Raw genomic sequence first — 18,782 nt, 5'->3', positions numbered from 1 at the left:
AATAGTACTAAATCTATAAAACTATTTTTAAAAACAATGATAATCATTATCATCTAATAGCAAAAAAAAAGAACCTTGATATGTATAACTTTTTTGTTTATTGAAAATGATTATCAACTTGCCAACACAATAAATGTATCACAAAAAATAATAAAAGAAAAGAGGCAGATAGTAAATTTCGGTAATTGTCTAAATTTATTCTCACTTTAATAAAGAAACATAAAAAAAGAAGATTCAAACCAAAAAGTTGAATCTTCTTTGCGCGGGCCTCTATAATGTTTTAATTAGAACCCGGATAGCCTCAGATACGTCAATCTGATTCTCCTGGCAGTGATTCGTAAGCTGCCGATATGTTTCCTCATCCAGCCTTACATGAACAGTGTGCAAATATTTTTCAGAATCTAATTTTTTCGGCCTTCCTCTTGTAACTTTTCTTTTGCCGCTCCCGTCTTTCCAAACATTTATGATGACATATCCGTGCTTTTGTAGCCAAAGATCACAATCATATTCTTTCCACATGTTTTTGGCCCTTTGCAGAAATTCAAGCTTGAATTTTTCCAGTTCATCTCCTTGAAGTCCCTTCATAATTGCTTTTTCCATTGCCTTATGTTCGTTAAAGTGGAGAAATTGGTCGTAGGATTTGAATGTTAATTCTTTCATTATTCCGCTCCCATAATCTATTATCTATCTATAAAAATCATACCCTTTAAGAAAACGGTTGTAAATCCTGACTGAATCGGTAACTTCCTTCATTTTATTTACATTAGACGGCAAAATATTCACAGTTTAAATGAATGCTGAATGATGCCGGTCTTATATGTAATTCTCATTTTAAAAAAAGACCCAATCCTGTAATTGGATTGAGTCTTACTTAATCAAATTTTTATGATGTTATGGAGCGGCAATTTTCAAGCCGGCATCCACAACTTTACTGGTCCAACATTAGTACAGACTTTCCTTACTCCACAGTAACCGACTTAGCCAGGTTACGCGGCTTATCTACGTCACACTCACGGTGCAGCGCAGCAAAGTAAGAGATTAATTGTAAAGGTATTACAGAGATAAGAGGTGTTAATAGCTCGTTCACTTCCGGAATGATAAAGCTGTCTTCTTCTGTTTCCAGCCCTTTCATGGAAATGATGCAAGGGTTTGCTCCACGGGCAACAACCTCTTTGACGTTGCCGCGAATGCTTAAGTTAACACTTTCTTGAGTTGCCAGAGCAATGATTGGCGTACCATTCTCGATTAAAGCGATGGTTCCATGCTTTAATTCTCCGCCTGCAAAGCCTTCAGCTTGAATATATGAAATTTCCTTCAGCTTAAGTGCACCTTCAAGGCCAACATAGTAGTCAATCCCACGGCCAATAAAGAACGCATTGCGTGTAGTAGAAAGGAATTTGCGTGCTATATCTTCGAAATCTTCCTTCGCATCGCAAAGGACTTCCATTGCGTTAGCAACAATGCCCAGTTCCTGAACAAGGTTGAAGTTCAGTTCCAATCCGCGGCTCTTCGCAGTAACTTCTGCAAGAATGGATAATACAGCAATCTGGGCTGTATAAGCCTTTGTAGAAGCAACTGCAATTTCAGGACCAGCATGAAGCAATAATGTGTAATCTGCTTCACGTGATAGAGTTGAACCTGGAACGTTTGTAATGGTTAATGCCTTATGGCCCATTTCCTTCACATTTACAAGTACGGCACGGCTATCTGCTGTCTCACCGCTTTGAGAGATAAAGATAAATAGCGGCTTCTCTGAAAGCAGCGGAATATTGTAGCCAAACTCACTTGAAATATGAACTTCAACCGGGATTTTGGCGATTTTTTCAATGAACTGCTTTCCGACAAGACCTGCATGATAAGAAGTCCCGGCAGCAATGATATAAATGCGGTCTGCATCGTTCATTGCTTCAACGATTTCCTGGTCGATTGTCAGCTCGCCATTATCATCTTGATACTTCTGGATGATTTTGCGCATCACTAAAGGCTGCTCATCGATCTCTTTCAGCATGTAGTGAGGATATGTTCCTTTTTCAATATCGCTTGCATCCAATTCGGCCGTATACGGATCACGGCTGATTTCCTCGCCATTCAGCGTCTGAATCTTAACAGCATCTTTTGTGACAATAACGATTTCTTTGTCCATTAGTTCAACATATTGATCTGTAACTTGCAGCATCGCCATTGCGTCAGAAGCGACTACATTGAACGTTTCACCTAATCCAACCAGAAGAGGACTCTTGTTTTTCGCAACAAAAATTGTTTCATTGTTTTCTGCATCCAAAAGGGCAATTGCATAAGAGCCTTTTAAAAGTGTCAGCGTTTTGCGGAACGCTTCTTCAGTATCAGAACCTTCGTTCACGAATAGTTCAATCAGCTGAACGATGATTTCTGTATCTGTATCACTTTTAAGGGCAACTCCCTGCAAATATTCGCGCTTTAAGATGTCATAGTTCTCAATAACGCCATTGTGAACAAGCGTAAAACGGCCTGAATTGCTTTGATGAGGGTGGGCATTTACTGTGCTTGGAACCCCGTGAGTCGCCCAGCGGGTGTGTCCGATCCCTGTGTTTGCCACCACATCTTCATCAACAATATTGCGAAGGTCCGCAATACGGCCTTTTTCCTTGAAAACCTGAACCCCGTTATCATTCATAACCGCGATGCCAGCTGAATCATAGCCTCTATATTCAAGCTTTTCCAAGCCCTTTAATAAAATTTCCTTTGAATCTAAGTTTCCAATATATCCAACGATACCACACATACTTCTTTTCCTCCTAATAATGAAGGGGCAAGAAGCCTTTTCGGGGCAGTCCTGCCCCTTATCTCTGTTTTTTTATATTCGCCGCTCTAAGGGGCATCACAGCCTCTTGGATGAGCGTTTCTTAGTTTTAGCATTCCCTTCTCTTTGTCCATTCAGTTGCCCGAATGTTTTAAAGAAGAAATCATCGGTTGTGCTTTCAACCGGGAGGCATCCGCCGAACATTCGATAAACCTCCTCCTCGTCAACTAATCCTTACGTCCAGGATCAGTTCAGGCGCTTTAAATTTAATTAATTTCTCACGATCCACCTTTCTCTTCTTGAATAAAAGATGTCCTGTATTCTTAAATACAAAAACAGGATTATCATACATCAAAGTCAGACTTCCGTCAACAGATAAATGAAGGCAGCTGCCAGCCGGCCATTTGGGTATTCCCTTTTCGTGCAGCTGTAAACTCCATATATAAAAATATGCATAAGGGAGTTCCGGAGTTCCCTTATGCATATGATTTGTGCTTTTATTCCTTTAATCCCATTTCACTTTCAACAACGGCAGCGATGCGCTCTACATATGATGCGCAAAGTTCACTCGTTGGGGCTTCTGCCATTACGCGTACAAGCGGCTCTGTACCGGAAGGACGGACCAGAATCCGGCCGTTTCCGTTCATTTCTTCTTCAACCTGTGCAATGACTTCTTTCACTTTTTCATTGTCTGTCACATGATGTTTATCTGTGACACGAATGTTTACAAGCTTCTGCGGGAATTTCTTCATTTCGTTCGCAAGCTCAGATAGCGGCTTCTTAGTTACTTTCATGATGTTAACAAGCTGAAGGCCTGTCAAAAGCCCATCTCCAGTTGTGATGTAGTCCAGGAAAATGATATGACCTGACTGTTCTCCGCCAAGGTTGTAGCCATTCTTCTTCATTTCTTCCACAACATAGCGGTCGCCTACAGCTGTCTGAACACTTTCCACACCGTTGGCTTCAAGCCCTTTATAGTATCCAAGGTTGCTCATCACAGTGGAAACTACTGTGTTTTGCTTAAGTCTTCCCTGCTCTTTCATGTATTTTCCGCAGATATACATGATTTGGTCGCCATCTACAATATCGCCATTCTCATCAATGGCAATTAAACGGTCGCCATCTCCATCAAAAGCCAAACCTACATCTGCTTCTTTTTCCTTAACAAAGGCAGACAATGCCTCAGGATGAGTAGAACCGACTCCTGCATTGATATTTAATCCATTAGGAGATGCTCCCATCATGGAAAGATCAGCATCAAGATCAGCAAATAGGTGTGTTGCCAGCGGAGAAGTGGCCCCATGTGCACAATCGAGCGCAATGTGGATGCCTGAGAAATCTTCATCAACCGTCTGCTTTAGGTATTGAAGATACTTCTGTCCGCCTTCAAAATAATCATTTACCTGCCCGAGGCTGCCTCCGACCGGTCTTGGAAGCTGGTCTTCTGCCATATCCATCAATTGCTCAATTTCAGCTTCCTGATCATCGGACAATTTAAACCCATCCGGGCCAAAGAATTTGATTCCGTTATCTTCAACAGGATTATGGGAAGCAGAAATCATTACGCCAGCTTCTGCACCCAGAGCTTTTGTTAAATAAGCGACGCCAGGCGTTGAAATGACACCGAGGCGCATAACTTCTGCTCCGATTGATAATAGCCCCGCTACGAGTGCGCCTTCGAGCATATGGCCCGAAATACGGGTATCACGGCCGATTAATACTTTCGGACGATCATGGTCCTTCGTTAATACATAACCCCCAAAACGGCCCAGTTTAAAAGCCAGCTCTGGTGTCAATTCACTATTTGCAACTCCTCGTACTCCATCTGTACCGAAATATTTACCCATTTTATAATCGCTCCTTCTAACTTTAAAAACTATATTAAGCTTCTTCTTTTCGCGTAATTGTAATAGTCGCTTTACCTGATGCAGTTTTTATATCCACCCCTGAAGGGCCATCGACATTGATTGGCACCTCATGATCACCTTCACCAAGGTCTGCCAGGCTCAAATACAGATTAAAATCTTCCGCTTTGAGATCCTGAACCGTGCTGCTTTTTCCGGTAACCGTAATACTTGTCCGTCCGGAAGCTGGATTTTTAAGGACTGCTTCATATTCTTCAGCTAAGCCGGCTAAATTGATGGGGAGGCTTGAAAAGGTTTTGGTTTCCTCTTGTTCCTGTGCCTGTGTTTCTTCTGCAGGCTCTTCGGTGCTTTCCTCTTCTCTATCAGCATTCTCAGCGTTCTCCTCAGTGCTAACGTCAATAGACGCCTTCACTGTCTTAGGGTCCACTGCAGAAATGCCATCCGGAATAATAACCGGTAGGGTGAGCACGGTATCTTTTTCGATCTTGCTTACATCCACCTCTACCCTGACACTTTCAGTCTCATTTAATATTTCTTCCCGGCCCGTTATGGAAGCCTCGTTAACATCGAGTTCAATCGAATTAATGGTAACACCATCTTGAGGGTCCCCCTTCCGGACGATCGTAACGGGAACCGTCTTGCTTAACTGCTTAACCGGCACTGTTACTTGAATTACCTGGGGTTCCACAATAACATCAAGCTTATTCATCTCACGGTCCAATACCCTGACAGTTGCTTCATCAGTGATTGTCTCGGTTATTGGCCCCTTTACATCCAAGGTTGCTTTAACAAAGCTGATCCGCTCGATCACTTCTTTTGCACCTGTGATTTTTACCGTCTTTGGTTCCGCAGATGCCGCATCGGCTGAATACCCCTCACCAAGCAGTCCATTATTAAATTCTGCATCCACTTTAAACTCCTGGGTCACTTTTTCGTGGACTGTCACATCTGCATATTGCGGGTTGATTGTCACATCAAGTTTATCTGAGATATCGCGGATCTTAATTTCCACTCTTTGAGAGCCGATTTCTGCATTTGTCAAATCTACATATACTTCAAAGTTCTGCAGTTTTTTAGCTTGCTCCAAGTGGCTTTTTGGCCCTTCTATATTTAAGTCCACTGTTTCCGGAATACCGGTAACGACCAGATTTTCCGTATCATAATAGCTTTTCACCGGGACATTTTCAACAATGCCTGAATCCTGCTGGCCAGGAACGTTTATATCCTTTAATTCCTTATCTGCATCATACACAGAGTCAAATAGAAAAAGTGCCAGTATCAAGGCAACAATTTTCATGAACCAGCGGGTATCTACCAATTTATCAATTAACTTATCCATTCTTTTTCCCCCTCCAGTTCCAAAGACCTGAAGAAGTCTGCTTTAGTTTCTGTTGAACAAGCAATTCATTTGAAAGCATATCTTTAAAAGCTTCAGCTTTTAAATCACGGTGCAGCTCACCGTTTTTGGTTAAGGAAACACTTCCTGTTTCCTCTGATACGATAATGGTAATACTGTCGGTTACTTCACTTATACCTAAAGCAGCCCTATGCCTGGTGCCGAGCTCTTTTGAGATGAAGGGGCTTTCTGACAGAGGAAGATAACACGCTGCTGCTGCCACACAATTCTTTTGAATGATAACGGCTCCGTCATGCAGCGGTGTGTTCGGTATAAATATATTAATCAGGAGCTCAGATGATATTTTAGAATCCAGCTGAATACCGGTTTCAATATAATCGTTCATCCCTGTTTCCCTCTCAACTGAAATAAGCGCCCCAATGCGGCGTTTAGCCATATAATCCACAGCCTTAGCAATGGATTCGACCAGTTTCTCCTGATTTTCCTCCTCCTGATTAGCTGTCCTTGAGAAGAATCTTCCTCTCCCCAATTGCTCCAATGCTCTTCGCAGCTCCGGCTGGAAAATGATTATGATGGCCAGAAATCCCCAAAGAAGCACTTGTTCCATCATCCAGCCTAATGTTTGCAGGTGGAACTTGTCGCTTGCTACTTTGACCAGGATAATGACAAAAATCCCTTTTAGCAATTGGACAGCCTTTGTTCCTTTTACAATCATTATGAGTTTATAGATGACGTACCAGACAAGGAGAATGTCTATTGTATTAGCCAACAATTTCAAAATAGAGAAATCTGCAAACGACATTATCCTTCCTCCAAATATATATTTCAAAAGCAATAAATGCTTAAAGTTCCTTTATGTAACTTTCATATTATATCATATTTGACGCTAATTCCAATTTTGAGACAACAGACACCACCTGGAAAAATAAGTACACTAAGAATCCCTGCATTAAAGCAGGGATTCTTACTATGGTTATGTCTATTTCTCTTTATCTGTTTCTCCGCTTTCAAATACGTTTACAGCATCTTTGGCTGCCTTTTTGATGTGGTACCATAGCCATTCGAAAATGGCATCAACCTCTTCAATTTCTCCGGTAACATTACCTGCTGAAGCCATGTACTGCTGGCCATTGATGACTGTAACATTTCCGTCTATTTCGCCCTGGATTTCCAAGTCGCCGTTCTTAACTACTACATCGCCTTTTACCACTTCGCCTTCGGGTACAATCACCTTATCATTTTCCACCACAAGGTTTGGCTGCTTGGAAACTGATAGTTGGTGATCCTGATCCCAGGATGATACGACGCTTCCCATCATCAGAACAAGAAAGAGGGATGCAGCAGTTAGAATCGGATGATGCCTGAACCAGCGCTGGACCCCGACTTTCCGCTTCTCTTTGGGTAATTTGGCCATAACGTTTGCTGTGAAATTTTCAGGTGCCTGTATATGTGAAGTGCTTTGGACTAAAGCGATCGTCTTCTTTAATTCATGGAAATGAATTTGGCATTCCTCACAGTTCTGCAGATGTGCCCTTAATTCCTTCTCATGTTCGGCTGAGATCTCTTCATCTAGGTACTCATGCATATAAACAACCATTTCTGCTGGACATTTCAAAGTTCTCACCCTCTTTTTTAAACGTATCTTAATTGATTCCTAAGTGCTTCCCTGCCCCGGTGAATTCTGGTTTTAACCGTTCCCAGAGGAAGGTCCAGCGTTTCACTGATCTCGTTCAGCGATAATTCTTCAATATATTTTAGAACAATAACCGAACGATATTTCTCCGGAAGCTTCGATATTTCCCTTTGGATTGTTTCCTGCAGTTCCAGGCTTTCAACATCTTCCTCCGGCAGCCTCGCATCTGAAGCAATTTGAGAATACATGTTCAGTCCATCCGTTCCTGCGACCTCTGCATCCAGATAATAATCAGGCTTCTTTTTTCTGATTCTGTCTATACAAAGGTTAGTGGCAATCCGATAGAGCCACGTGGAAAATTTCAAGTCAATATTAAAGCTGGCAATGTTAACATAGGCTCTTAAGAAAGCCTCCTGTGCGATATCCTCTGCCTCATGCCTGTTTCCCAGCATTCTGTAGCAAATCTGAAAAACTTTATCTTTGTATATTTCAACAACTTCAGCATAAGCATCCTGGTCGCCTTTTAATACTTGCTTTATCCTCTTCTTTACGATTGTCTCCATTTTTTTACCTCCGCTCCAGTGCGGCTAATCGATAATACGAATCGATAGCGGAAAAGGTTTCATTTTAATTAAAAAACATTCAATTTCTATATTAGCAAATTTTTACTTATTCTGGTTTATTTTTTTCCTTTTAGGGTATAAAAGTACTAAATTAATCGAAAAGGGTTGGTTACGGTGTGTGTTAAGGAATTATTGAGAGATATTGAGGATTGCAGATCAAGAATGATTCAGTTAACAGCTTCCGCTTCTTTTACAGACCACTTGGTAGTTGATACGAGCACGAAACTCGATCAGCTTCTAAATAAATATTATACACTTACAGCAAAAAAATGAGCAGAACTTGTATACGTTCTGCTCATTTTTATTTTTCTATTATTATAGAAGCTTCTCGCCAAATAATGAACCCATAAGCGCGACTGCCACAGTAGCTGTTTTGTTTTTGTCATCCAAAATTGGGTTAACCTCTACAAATTCAGCCGATGTAATGATCTGCGATTCTGCAAGCATCTCCATGGCCAAGTGGCTTTCACGGTAGCTGATACCTCCAATAACTGGAGTTCCAACACCAGGGGCATCATGCGGATCCAGTCCATCCAAATCTAAAGACAGATGAACACCATCTGTATTTCTTTCTTTTAAGTATGTAATAGACTCCTCCATGACCTTTGTCATCCCAATCCGGTCGATTTCGTGCATGGTGTATACTTTAATGCCTCTTTCCTTAATAAGCTCCCGCTCTCCTTCATCCAAAGATCTTGCCCCAATAATGACAATATTCTCTGGCTTAACCTTTGGAGCATATCCCCCTACATTGGTTAAAAGCGGGTGGCCAATTCCCAGGCTTACTGCAAGAGGCATACCGTGTATGTTCCCTGATGGTGAAGTTTCAGCTGTATTTAAATCACCGTGGGCATCATACCAGATTACCCCAAGATTTTTATAGTGCTTCGAAACACCGGCCAAGGTTCCGATTGCGATGCTGTGATCGCCGCCCAGTACTAATGGAAAAGAACCGCTTTCTATTGCTTTATCAACTTCTTCGCCTAGTTTTTCTGTCTTTTCAGCAATAAGGTCCAAGTTTCTAAGATTTGAATTTGGATCGATTTGAACTTCTGGACGGCCGATGGCAATATCGCCCTGGTCATGGATTTCTTCGAATAAACACTTTAATCGTTCATTTACACCGGCATATCGGATCGCACTTGGCCCCATGTCCACACCGCGTCTCATCTGGCCAAGATCCATCGGCATTCCAATTATCGATAATTTCTGTCTTTTCATAGTAAAGTCCTCCCTTTCCCTTCATACTCATATTTTAACCGCTTTCAAACACATGACTCAACTCGACAAAATCGTGTATATATATGCGGTTTCCGGGGAAGAAAGTCCTAACAACCAGGTGTTCACCTCTAATGATGAGAAATAAAAAATCCCTAAACCATGATGGTTTAAGGATTGTCGTATGATGTATAATGGTGGAGCCTAGCGGGATCGAACCGCTGACCTCCTGCGTGCAAAGCAGGCGCTCTCCCAGCTGAGCTAAGGCCCCATTTATTTGGAGCGGAAGACGGGATTCGAACCCGCGACCCCCACCTTGGCAAGGTGATGTTCTACCACTGAACTACTTCCGCAAACATATTTATATGAAAAGTAAGACCTTCAGGAATCGATTCCCAAGGTCTGTGTTTTTCTATAAAGTGAGCCATGAAGGACTCGAACCTTCGACCCTCTGATTAAAAGTCAGATGCTCTACCGACTGAGCTAATGGCTCGAAATTGGCTGGGCTAGCAGGATTCGAACCTGCGAGTGACGGAGTCAAAGTCCGGTGCCTTACCGCTTGGCTATAGCCCAATAATGACAAAATAAAAAGGACATTCATATCTTGTCCAGTTTTTTGTGTTTTTATTAAAAATAAGTGGTGGAGGGGGGCAGATTCGAACTGCCGAACCCGAAGGAGCGGATTTACAGTCCGCCGCGTTTAGCCACTTCGCTACCCCTCCATCTATAAAACAAGATGGTGCCGGCGAGAGGACTTGAACCCCCAACCTACTGATTACAAGTCAGTTGCTCTACCAATTGAGCTACACCGGCAGCTTGTACATTTAAATTAATGGTGGAGGATGACGGGATCGAACCGCCGACCCTCTGCTTGTAAGGCAGATGCTCTCCCAGCTGAGCTAATCCTCCATTATGGTGACCCCTACGGGATTCGAACCCGTGTTACCGCCGTGAAAGGGCGGTGTCTTAACCGCTTGACCAAGGGGCCTAGTACTCTAGTTGTCTAAATTAAAAGAGCTTCCAACCGGGCTCGAACCGGTGACCTCTTCCTTACCATGGAAGTGCTCTACCTGCTGAGCTATGGAAGCAACAGCTCATAATTCCCAAAAGGGGCTTTATGAAAATGGCTCCGCAGGCAGGATTCGAACCTGCGACCGTTCGGTTAACAGCCGAATGCTCTACCACTGAGCTACTGCGGAAAATTGGTATTTTAGTAAACAGCCCGGCAGCGTCCTACTCTCACAAGGGGACAGCCCCTAACTACCATCGGCGCTGAGAAGCTTAACTTCCGTGTTCGGTATGGGAACGGGTGTGACCTTCTCGCCATCGCCACCAGACTATTTTCAAAAGACAAGTATGATTATACTTTCTTTTGGTGTTTTTTTCAAGAGGAAATTTCATTTTCTCGTTCCCTCAAAACTAGATAATGCATGAAGAAGCATATGCCGAGAATTCACCAATGTGGTTAAGTCCTCGATCGATTAGTATCAGTCAGCTCCACATGTCGCCACGCTTCCACCTCTGACCTATCAACCTGATCATCTTTCAGGGATCTTACTAGCTTGACGCTATGGGAAATCTCATCTCGAGGGGGGCTTCATGCTTAGATGCTTTCAGCACTTATCCCTTCCGCACATAGCTACCCAGCGATGCCTTTGGCAAGACAACTGGTACACCAGCGGTGCGTCCATCCCGGTCCTCTCGTACTAAGGACAGCTCCTCTCAAATTTCCTGCGCCCACGACGGATAGGGACCGAACTGTCTCACGACGTTCTGAACCCAGCTCGCGTACCGCTTTAATGGGCGAACAGCCCAACCCTTGGGACCGACTACAGCCCCAGGATGCGATGAGCCGACATCGAGGTGCCAAACCTCCCCGTCGATGTGGACTCTTGGGGGAGATAAGCCTGTTATCCCCGGGGTAGCTTTTATCCGTTGAGCGATGGCCCTTCCATGCGGAACCACCGGATCACTAAGCCCGACTTTCGTCCCTGCTCGACTTGTAGGTCTCGCAGTCAAGCTCCCTTGTGCCTTTACACTCTGCGAATGATTTCCAACCATTCTGAGGGAACCTTTGGGCGCCTCCGTTACTTTTTAGGAGGCGACCGCCCCAGTCAAACTGCCCACCTGACACTGTCTCCCGCCCCGATAAGGGGCGCGGGTTAGAATTTCAATACAGCCAGGGTAGTATCCCACCGACGCCTCCACCGAAGCTAGCGCTCCGGCTTCTCAGGCTCCTACCTATCCTGTACAAGCTGTACCAAAATTCAATATCAGGCTACAGTAAAGCTCCACGGGGTCTTTCCGTCCTGTCGCGGGTAACCTGCATCTTCACAGGTACTATAATTTCACCGAGTCTCTCGTTGAGACAGTGCCCAGATCGTTACGCCTTTCGTGCGGGTCGGAACTTACCCGACAAGGAATTTCGCTACCTTAGGACCGTTATAGTTACGGCCGCCGTTTACTGGGGCTTCGATTCAAAGCTTCGCTTGCGCTAACCTCTCCTCTTAACCTTCCAGCACCGGGCAGGCGTCAGCCCCTATACTTCGCCTTGCGGCTTCGCAGAGACCTGTGTTTTTGCTAAACAGTCGCCTGGGCCTATTCACTGCGGCTCATCAGGGCTATTCACCCTAATGAGCACCCCTTCTCCCGAAGTTACGGGGTCATTTTGCCGAGTTCCTTAACGAGAGTTCTCTCGCTCACCTTAGGATTCTCTCCTCGCCTACCTGTGTCGGTTTGCGGTACGGGCACCTTTTCCCTCGCTAGAGGCTTTTCTTGGCAGTGTGGAATCAGGAACTTCGGTACTAAATTTCCCTCGCCGTCACAGCTCAGCCTATGTGGTAACGGGATTTGCCTCGTTACCGGCCTAACTGCTTGGACGCGCTAATCCAGCAGCGCGCTTACCCTATCCTCCTGCGTCCCCCCATTGCTCAAACGGTAAAGAGGTGGTACAGGAATATCAACCTGTTGTCCATCGCCTACGCTTTTCAGCCTCGGCTTAGGTCCCGACTAACCCTGAGCGGACGAGCCTTCCTCAGGAAACCTTAGGCATTCGGTGGATGGGATTCTCACCCATCTTTCGCTACTCATACCGGCATTCTCACTTCTAAGCGCTCCACGGGTCCTTGCGATCCCGCTTCAACGCCCTTAGAACGCTCTCCTACCACTGACATCGTAAGATGTCAATCCACAGCTTCGGTGATACGTTTAGCCCCGGTACATTTTCGGCGCGGAGTCACTCGACCAGTGAGCTATTACGCACTCTTTAAATGGTGGCTGCTTCTAAGCCAACATCCTGGTTGTCTAAGCAACTCCACATCCTTTTCCACTTAACGTATACTTTGGGACCTTAGCTGGTGGTCTGGGCTGTTTCCCTCTTGACTACGGATCTTATCACTCGCAGTCTGACTCCCATGGATAAGTCTTTGGCATTCGGAGTTTGTCTGAATTCGGTAACCCGATGGGGGCCCCTAGTCCAAACAGTGCTCTACCTCCAAGACTCTTACTACATGAGGCTAGCCCTAAAGCTATTTCGGAGAGAACCAGCTATCTCCAAGTTCGATTGGAATTTCTCCGCTACCCACACCTCATCCCCGCACTTTTCAACGTGCGTGGGTTCGGGCCTCCATCCAGTGTTACCTGGACTTCACCCTGGACATGGGTAGATCACCTGGTTTCGGGTCTACGACCACATACTCATTCGCCCTATTCAGACTCGCTTTCGCTGCGGCTCCGTCTCATCAACTTAACCTCGCATGTAATCGTAACTCGCCGGTTCATTCTACAAAAGGCACGCTATCACCCATTAACGGGCTCTAACTACTTGTAGGCACACGGTTTCAGGATCTCTTTCACTCCCCTTCCGGGGTGCTTTTCACCTTTCCCTCACGGTACTGGTTCACTATCGGTCACTAGGGAGTATTTAGCCTTGGGAGATGGTCCTCCCTGCTTCCGACGGGATTTCTCGTGTCCCGCCGTACTCAGGATCCACTCTGGAGGGAACGAAGTTTCAACTACAGGGCTTTTACCTTCTCTGGCCGGCCTTTCCAGACCTGTTCATTTACCTCGTTCCTTTGTAACTCCGTATAGAGTGTCCTACAACCCCAGGAGGCAAGCCTCCTGGTTTGGGCTAATCCCGTTTCGCTCGCCGCTACTCAGGGAATCGCGTTTGCTTTCTCTTCCTCCGGGTACTTAGATGTTTCAGTTCCCCGGGTCTGCCTTCCATACCCTATGTATTCAGGTAAAGATCCTATCCCATTACGGATAGGGGGTTTCCCCATTCGGAAATCTCCGGATCAAAGCTTACTTACAGCTCCCCGAAGCATATCGGTGTTAGTACCGTCCTTCATCGGCTCCTAGTGCCAAGGCATTCACCGTGCGCCCTTTCTAACTTAACCGTATTTGACAGGTTCATCGAAGATGAACAAGATCAAAGGTTTTTTACTCTATTTAACATAGAGAGAATTCACTAAAATGGCGATTACTCGGTTATTGCTTCTTCATAATCATTATCTAGTTTTCAAAGAACGAATCTTTCATTGAGAGATTGAACTCTCAAAACTGAACGAACAAAACGCGTCACGTTTCATGTAAATATCCTTAGAAAGGAGGTGATCCAGCCGCACCTTCCGATACGGCTACCTTGTTACGACTTCACCCCAATCATCTGTCCCACCTTAGGCGGCTGGCTCCAAAAGGTTACCCCACCGACTTCGGGTGTTACAAACTCTCGTGGTGTGACGGGCGGTGTGTACAAGGCCCGGGAACGTATTCACCGCGGCATGCTGATCCGCGATTACTAGCGATTCCGGCTTCATGCAGGCGAGTTGCAGCCTGCAATCCGAACTGAGAATGGTTTTATGGGATTCGCTTAACCTCGCGGTCTCGCAGCCCTTTGTACCATCCATTGTAGCACGTGTGTAGCCCAGGTCATAAGGGGCATGATGATTTGACGTCATCCCCACCTTCCTCCGGTTTGTCACCGGCAGTCACCTTAGAGTGCCCAACTGAATGCTGGCAACTAAGATCAAGGGTTGCGCTCGTTGCGGGACTTAACCCAACATCTCACGACACGAGCTGACGACAACCATGCACCACCTGTCATCCTGTCCCCCGAAGGGGAACGCCCTATCTCTAGGGTTGTCAGGAGATGTCAAGACCTGGTAAGGTTCTTCGCGTTGCTTCGAATTAAACCACATGCTCCACCGCTTGTGCGGGCCCCCGTCAATTCCTTTGAGTTTCAGCCTTGCGGCCGTACTCCCCAGGCGGAGTGCTTAATGCGTTTGCTGCAGCACTAAAGGGCGGAAACCCTCTAACACTTAGCACTCATCGTTTACGGCGTGGACTACCAGGGTATCTAATCCTGTTTGCTCCCCACGCTTTCGCGCCTCAGCGTCAGTTACAGACCAAAGAGTCGCCTTCGCCACTGGTGTTCCTCCACATCTCTACGCATTTCACCGCTACACGTGGAATTCCACTCTTCTCTTCTGCACTCAAGTTCCCCAGTTTCCAATGACCCTCCCCGGTTGAGCCGGGGGCTTTCACATCAGACTTAAGGAACCGCCTGCGCGCGCTTTACGCCCAATAATTCCGGACAACGCTTGCCACCTACGTATTACCGCGGCTGCTGGCACGTAGTTAGCCGTGGCTTTCTGGTTAGGTACCGTCAAGGTACCGGCAGTTACTCCGGTACTTGTTCTTCCCTAACAACAGAGTTTTACGATCCGAAAACCTTCATCACTCACGCGGCGTTGCTCCGTCAGACTTTCGTCCATTGCGGAAGATTCCCTACTGCTGCCTCCCGTAGGAGTCTGGGCCGTGTCTCAGTCCCAGTGTGGCCGATCACCCTCTCAGGTCGGCTACGCATCGTTGCCTTGGTGAGCCGTTACCTCACCAACTAGCTAATGCGCCGCGGGCCCATCTGTAAGTGATAGCCGAAACCATCTTTCAGCTTTCCCTCATGTGAGGGAAAGAATTATCCGGTATTAGCCCCGGTTTCCCGGAGTTATCCCAGTCTTACAGGCAGGTTGCCCACGTGTTACTCACCCGTCCGCCGCTGACTTCAGGGAGCAAGCTCCCATCTGTCCGCTCGACTTGCATGTATTAGGCACGCCGCCAGCGTTCGTCCTGAGCCAGGATCAAACTCTCCATATAAGAGTTGATTAAGCTCATAAGTTGTCTTTTCAAAAAAGACTAATGATTTAACGTTGACGTTTTTGTTCGTTCAGTTTTCAAAGATCAATCCGCCGCTCAGAAGCGACTTTCTTAATATATCACGTGTCAGCTTCGACGTCAACAACTTTTTTTTAAGTTGTTTTTATTGGTGCTTTCCGTCATCAGCGACGTTTATTAATATACCAAGATACCAATAACAAGTCAACAACTTTTTTATATTTTTTTAATAAGAAAAGAAATATTTATTATCCCTTCTTTTCCCGATCCTGTCGGGAACGCATATATTTAAGGCAATCTGCTGGTGTTGCCATACGCTGAAATAAAGAAAATAAGATTTTATATCGTTCTTCCATAGCTCTTTTGACAATGTGGTCGATCCTGTCATCTTTTAAATCGAATAATATTTCGTCCATTTCCCGCTTAATGAGGTACTCCATTTCTTTCAGCTCTTTTTGGTTTAATAGCATTCCAATCATTTTGATGGCCTCCAATGTATTATTCAATTTGTTTTCTGTAGTATTTTTCCATTTAGGATTTATTATGAGTGAATTTTTTATACATGGAAGAGACAAGTTCAGCATAGGTATGGATTAGGAAGGTATCGGACGAGGTGAATAGTTATGAACTTTTTTTATGTATTGAATGGTAAGTCTTTAAAACAAGTTTCGCTGGTTGTCATTGCAGCATTTTTCACAGCTTGGTTCCTCTATATGCAGAGCATTGTCCATTTGCCTGCTTTTTCAGCCAAAGACGGGCCTAAAGCGATATACAAAGGGGAAAAAGATTTAGCCCTCACTTTTAATATAGGGTGGGGGGATGTAAAAGCAGAGCCCATATTGGATATTCTCAAAAAAGAGAATGTTAAAGCAGCGACCTTTTTTCTGGCGGGTTCCTGGGCTGAACGCCATCCGGATTTAGTTTCAAGAATCGTGAAAGAAGGTTACGAAATTGGAATTCTGGGCTATGGCTATGAAGATTATACAGAGCTGGAAGAAGACAAAATCAGGAGAGATCTCGCAAAGGCACAGGAAGCATTTAGAAAGCTGAATATTAAAGATATTAAGCTCGTGCGCGCCCCAACGGGACATTTTGACAAGAAAACGTTAAAGGTTGCTGAAAGGATGGGCTACACTGTTGTCCATTGGAGCGTTGATTCAAAGGATTGGACCAATCCGGGTGCAGAGAGGATTGCAGAAAATGTATCAAAAGCAAAAAAAGGAGACATTGTACTTCTGCATGCATCCGATTCTGCAAAACAAACAGCCAAAGCTCTTCCGCTCATTTTAAACGATGTAGAAGCCAAGGGACTCAAATTCGTTTCCGTTTCTGAAATGATTGCTAATGCTGAGACGAAGACAAATGAAATAAAATAGAAAGGCGAAAAACGCCTTGCCCACGAATGGACGCATACTAAAAACGCAACGTCCTCCCAAAAGCGGCCGCTTTGGTTTGTGCGATGTTTATGCTGACGAAGCCTTCCTTGTCCTGCGGCCTCAGGCACCAGACGAGCCCTGCAAGAAGGTGTTCTTTCCTTCCGGAAGGGATTGGCTTATGTCTCGGGTCCCTAGGAGCGAAACAAGAAAAGCTTGTGGACTCAGGGGGATGCTTGCGCTAGACAATTATTACATTCAAAATTTTACCTTAATTATAAACAAAAGCCATCCATTATTTGGATGGCTTTTGAGCTAGATTGCTTCTTTGTTTTTGAGAATCCTCATTTAATTTATGAAGGATAAGCAGCTGATAAGTGTTGCAGACTAATAATGGAAACAGCATAAGATATAGCCAGCTTTCCTCATTTACCCTTAAGACCGGCACCCACTCAATGGCGGTTACAACCACCATAAAAAATACTGCAGGAATAAATGCATGCTGATTGGTCTGCTTTGTTTTAATTGCTGCAACTATAAGTGCGACTATAAGAAGAAAAGCCGCTACTCCAATATATGGAATCACGCTGTCTCCCCCGCCCGCAAAAGCCTTATAGCGGAAGTAAACCAGGTCAAACAAAGCAAATAAAATTAGGACAATCTGAATAGGATTCCACAATCCTTTAAAAATCCCCAACCCAAAACGGTGTACTGTCAAATATGCAAAGAAGCCCATTTGGCTAATGATGCTGAAGATTAACCCTACACCTATAAGCCAGAAGAATACCGACAGAACCTCAAGGAAATCGAAGTCAGTAAAAATAGGCGCAAATTCATTCCAGCGCACAATAAATCCGACAACTCCAGTAGTTAATCCTCCAACTAAAAGAGTTGATATAAAAAGCTTTACCCAATTACGGCTAGTCAATTTATTTTTCCCCCATAATAAATAAATTCATTCTTTATGATTGTACCAACCAAAGTTTGAAAAATCTAGGCATTGTATTTCCAGCGCATAATATTTGCTGAATTTCTTCATTCTAAAGGTAAGGACACCTCTGAAAGGAGCTTCATCATGATAAAAAAATTCCGTTTGCTCCTTCCATTAGCGCTAGTGTTTTTCATATCAGGCTGCGGCCAAGGTGAATCAGGCAACGGCCAAATGGATTATGAGCAAACTAAAAAAATGGTTGTAGATATATTAAAGACCGATGAAGGAAAAAAGGCACTCGAAGAATTGATGACTGATGAAAAAATGCAGCAAAAGATGGTCATGGATCAAAAGGTAGTAGCAGATACCATTCAAAAAACCTTAACCTCTGATAAAGGAACAGAGTTTTGGAAGAAGTCCTTTGATGATCCGAAATTTGCCGAAAGCATGGCAAAAAGCATGCAGAAAGAAAATGAGCAGCTCTTAAAAGATCTAATGAAAGACCCTGAATACCGGGGAATGATGATAGAAGTACTTAAAGATCCTGAACTCGAAAAAGAAGTTACGGATGTCCTTAAAAGCAAGGAATATCGGGAGCATATACAAAAGGTAATGACCGAGACATTTGAAAGCCCGCTTTTTAAAGCAAAAATTCAGGACATCCTTCTGAAAGCAGCGGAAGAAACGAAAAGCGGCGGTCAGCAAGGCGGTGGAGAAAGCGGCGGTGGCGGCGGCCAGGGTGCAGACCAAGGCGGCGGTGGCGGCGGCCAGGGAGGCGGAGCATAACTCCTTTTAAAAAAATACCTCTTCCAACTCGGAAGAGGTTTCTTTC

The 18,782-nt window shown here is 44.6% G+C and carries 14 protein-coding genes, 10 tRNA genes and 3 rRNA genes; 3 read left to right on the top strand and 24 right to left on the bottom strand.

Translation table 11 applies throughout. The features are described 5' to 3' along the window. Positions 1–270: 270 nt before the first annotated feature. From ACR42H_RS01055 to sigW, 8 genes are all read right to left on the bottom strand, one after another. Positions 271–660 (bottom strand): ribbon-helix-helix protein, CopG family, encoded by a 390-nt coding sequence (locus tag ACR42H_RS01055; RefSeq protein ID WP_113885081.1) that lies wholly within the window; start codon positions 658–660, stop codon positions 271–273. 298 nt (positions 661–958) lie between these two features. Continuing rightward, the gene (glmS, locus tag ACR42H_RS01050; protein WP_436374475.1) at positions 959–2,761 is read right to left on the bottom strand and encodes a glutamine--fructose-6-phosphate transaminase (isomerizing); all 1,803 of its coding nucleotides are present in this window, start codon (positions 2,759–2,761) and stop codon (positions 959–961) included. Positions 2,762–2,857: 96 nt separating this feature from the next. Then, the gene (locus ACR42H_RS01045) at positions 2,858–2,983 is read right to left on the bottom strand and encodes a hypothetical protein (protein ID WP_258549837.1); all 126 of its coding nucleotides are present in this window, start codon (positions 2,981–2,983) and stop codon (positions 2,858–2,860) included. A 293-nt stretch (positions 2,984–3,276) separates the two neighbouring features. After that, positions 3,277–4,626 (bottom strand): phosphoglucosamine mutase, encoded by a 1,350-nt coding sequence (glmM, locus tag ACR42H_RS01040; RefSeq protein ID WP_113885084.1) that lies wholly within the window; start codon positions 4,624–4,626, stop codon positions 3,277–3,279. Between the two features lie 34 nt (positions 4,627–4,660). Continuing rightward, positions 4,661–5,983, bottom strand: a complete 1,323-nt coding sequence (locus ACR42H_RS01035; protein WP_113885085.1) for a CdaR family protein — start codon at positions 5,981–5,983, stop codon at positions 4,661–4,663. Beyond that, positions 5,976–6,803 (bottom strand): diadenylate cyclase CdaA, encoded by an 828-nt coding sequence (gene cdaA / locus ACR42H_RS01030; RefSeq protein WP_113885086.1) that lies wholly within the window; start codon positions 6,801–6,803, stop codon positions 5,976–5,978. The genes ACR42H_RS01035 and cdaA overlap by 8 nt, the downstream gene beginning before the upstream one ends. A gap of 177 nt (positions 6,804–6,980) precedes the next feature. Next, entirely contained in the window at positions 6,981–7,616 is a 636-nt protein-coding gene (locus tag ACR42H_RS01025; protein ID WP_113885087.1) for an anti-sigma factor family protein, read from the bottom strand. 17 nt (positions 7,617–7,633) lie between these two features. After that, positions 7,634–8,197 carry an RNA polymerase sigma factor SigW gene (sigW, locus tag ACR42H_RS01020; protein ID WP_048008702.1) on the bottom strand — a complete coding sequence of 188 codons (564 nt, stop codon included), beginning with the start codon at positions 8,195–8,197 and terminating at the stop codon, positions 7,634–7,636. Positions 8,198–8,371: 174 nt separating this feature from the next. Here sigW and ACR42H_RS01015 point away from each other — a divergent pair, with 174 nt between their 5' ends. Continuing rightward, positions 8,372–8,530, top strand: coding sequence for an aspartyl-phosphate phosphatase Spo0E family protein (locus ACR42H_RS01015; protein WP_113885088.1), 159 nt, complete (start codon positions 8,372–8,374; stop codon positions 8,528–8,530). Positions 8,531–8,572: 42 nt separating this feature from the next. On the opposite strand, the gene rocF is transcribed toward ACR42H_RS01015, so the two are convergent. The 15 genes from rocF to ACR42H_RS00940 form a co-directional block, all read right to left on the bottom strand. Next, a complete protein-coding gene (gene rocF, locus ACR42H_RS01010) occupies positions 8,573–9,478 on the bottom strand; it encodes an arginase (RefSeq protein WP_113885089.1) in 906 nt (301 codons plus the stop codon). Positions 9,479–9,670: 192 nt separating this feature from the next. Then, positions 9,671–9,746, bottom strand: a tRNA-Ala gene (locus ACR42H_RS01005). Between the two features lie 7 nt (positions 9,747–9,753). Next, positions 9,754–9,828 (bottom strand) — tRNA-Gly (locus ACR42H_RS01000). A gap of 67 nt (positions 9,829–9,895) precedes the next feature. After that, a tRNA-Lys gene (locus tag ACR42H_RS00995) sits at positions 9,896–9,968 on the bottom strand. Between the two features lie 5 nt (positions 9,969–9,973). Further along, positions 9,974–10,048: transfer RNA gene (locus ACR42H_RS00990), tRNA-Gln, on the bottom strand. 65 nt (positions 10,049–10,113) lie between these two features. Next, positions 10,114–10,197, bottom strand: a tRNA-Tyr gene (locus ACR42H_RS00985). 15 nt (positions 10,198–10,212) lie between these two features. After that, positions 10,213–10,288 (bottom strand) — tRNA-Thr (locus tag ACR42H_RS00980). Between the two features lie 20 nt (positions 10,289–10,308). Then, positions 10,309–10,384 (bottom strand) — tRNA-Val (locus ACR42H_RS00975). Positions 10,385–10,388: 4 nt separating this feature from the next. Beyond that, positions 10,389–10,463 (bottom strand) — tRNA-Glu (locus tag ACR42H_RS00970). A 27-nt stretch (positions 10,464–10,490) separates the two neighbouring features. Further along, positions 10,491–10,563 (bottom strand) — tRNA-Thr (locus ACR42H_RS00965). A gap of 36 nt (positions 10,564–10,599) precedes the next feature. Further along, positions 10,600–10,674 (bottom strand) — tRNA-Asn (locus tag ACR42H_RS00960). Positions 10,675–10,695: 21 nt separating this feature from the next. After that, positions 10,696–10,812 (bottom strand): 5S ribosomal RNA (gene rrf, locus ACR42H_RS00955). A 124-nt stretch (positions 10,813–10,936) separates the two neighbouring features. After that, a 23S ribosomal RNA gene (locus ACR42H_RS00950) occupies positions 10,937–13,872 on the bottom strand. Between the two features lie 206 nt (positions 13,873–14,078). Next, positions 14,079–15,628, bottom strand: a 16S ribosomal RNA gene (locus tag ACR42H_RS00945). Together the 16S, 23S and 5S rRNA genes with 10 tRNA genes alongside form the textbook arrangement of a ribosomal RNA operon. A gap of 266 nt (positions 15,629–15,894) precedes the next feature. Beyond that, positions 15,895–16,125 (bottom strand): hypothetical protein, encoded by a 231-nt coding sequence (locus tag ACR42H_RS00940; protein ID WP_113885923.1) that lies wholly within the window; start codon positions 16,123–16,125, stop codon positions 15,895–15,897. 144 nt (positions 16,126–16,269) lie between these two features. Here ACR42H_RS00940 and pdaB point away from each other — a divergent pair, with 144 nt between their 5' ends. Continuing rightward, complete coding sequence (pdaB, locus tag ACR42H_RS00935; RefSeq protein ID WP_113885924.1) at positions 16,270–17,022, top strand: polysaccharide deacetylase family sporulation protein PdaB; 753 nt, start codon at positions 16,270–16,272, stop codon at positions 17,020–17,022. A 292-nt stretch (positions 17,023–17,314) separates the two neighbouring features. On the opposite strand, the gene ACR42H_RS00930 is transcribed toward pdaB, so the two are convergent. Then, positions 17,315–17,947 carry a KinB-signaling pathway activation protein gene (locus tag ACR42H_RS00930; protein WP_436374470.1) on the bottom strand — a complete coding sequence of 211 codons (633 nt, stop codon included), beginning with the start codon at positions 17,945–17,947 and terminating at the stop codon, positions 17,315–17,317. Between the two features lie 147 nt (positions 17,948–18,094). Between ACR42H_RS00930 and gerD the strand changes: the two genes are divergently transcribed. After that, the gene (gerD, locus tag ACR42H_RS00925) at positions 18,095–18,736 is read left to right on the top strand and encodes a spore germination lipoprotein GerD (RefSeq protein WP_436374468.1); all 642 of its coding nucleotides are present in this window, start codon (positions 18,095–18,097) and stop codon (positions 18,734–18,736) included. Positions 18,737–18,782 lie beyond the last annotated feature (46 nt).

It is taken from the genome of Cytobacillus sp. BC1816 (assembly GCF_051353635.1).
Taxonomy (GTDB): domain Bacteria; phylum Bacillota; class Bacilli; order Bacillales; family Cytobacillaceae; genus Cytobacillus; species Cytobacillus oceanisediminis_C.
The sequence above is the reverse complement of the archived record's forward strand: the minus strand, read 5'-3'. Positions and strand labels throughout refer to the sequence as shown.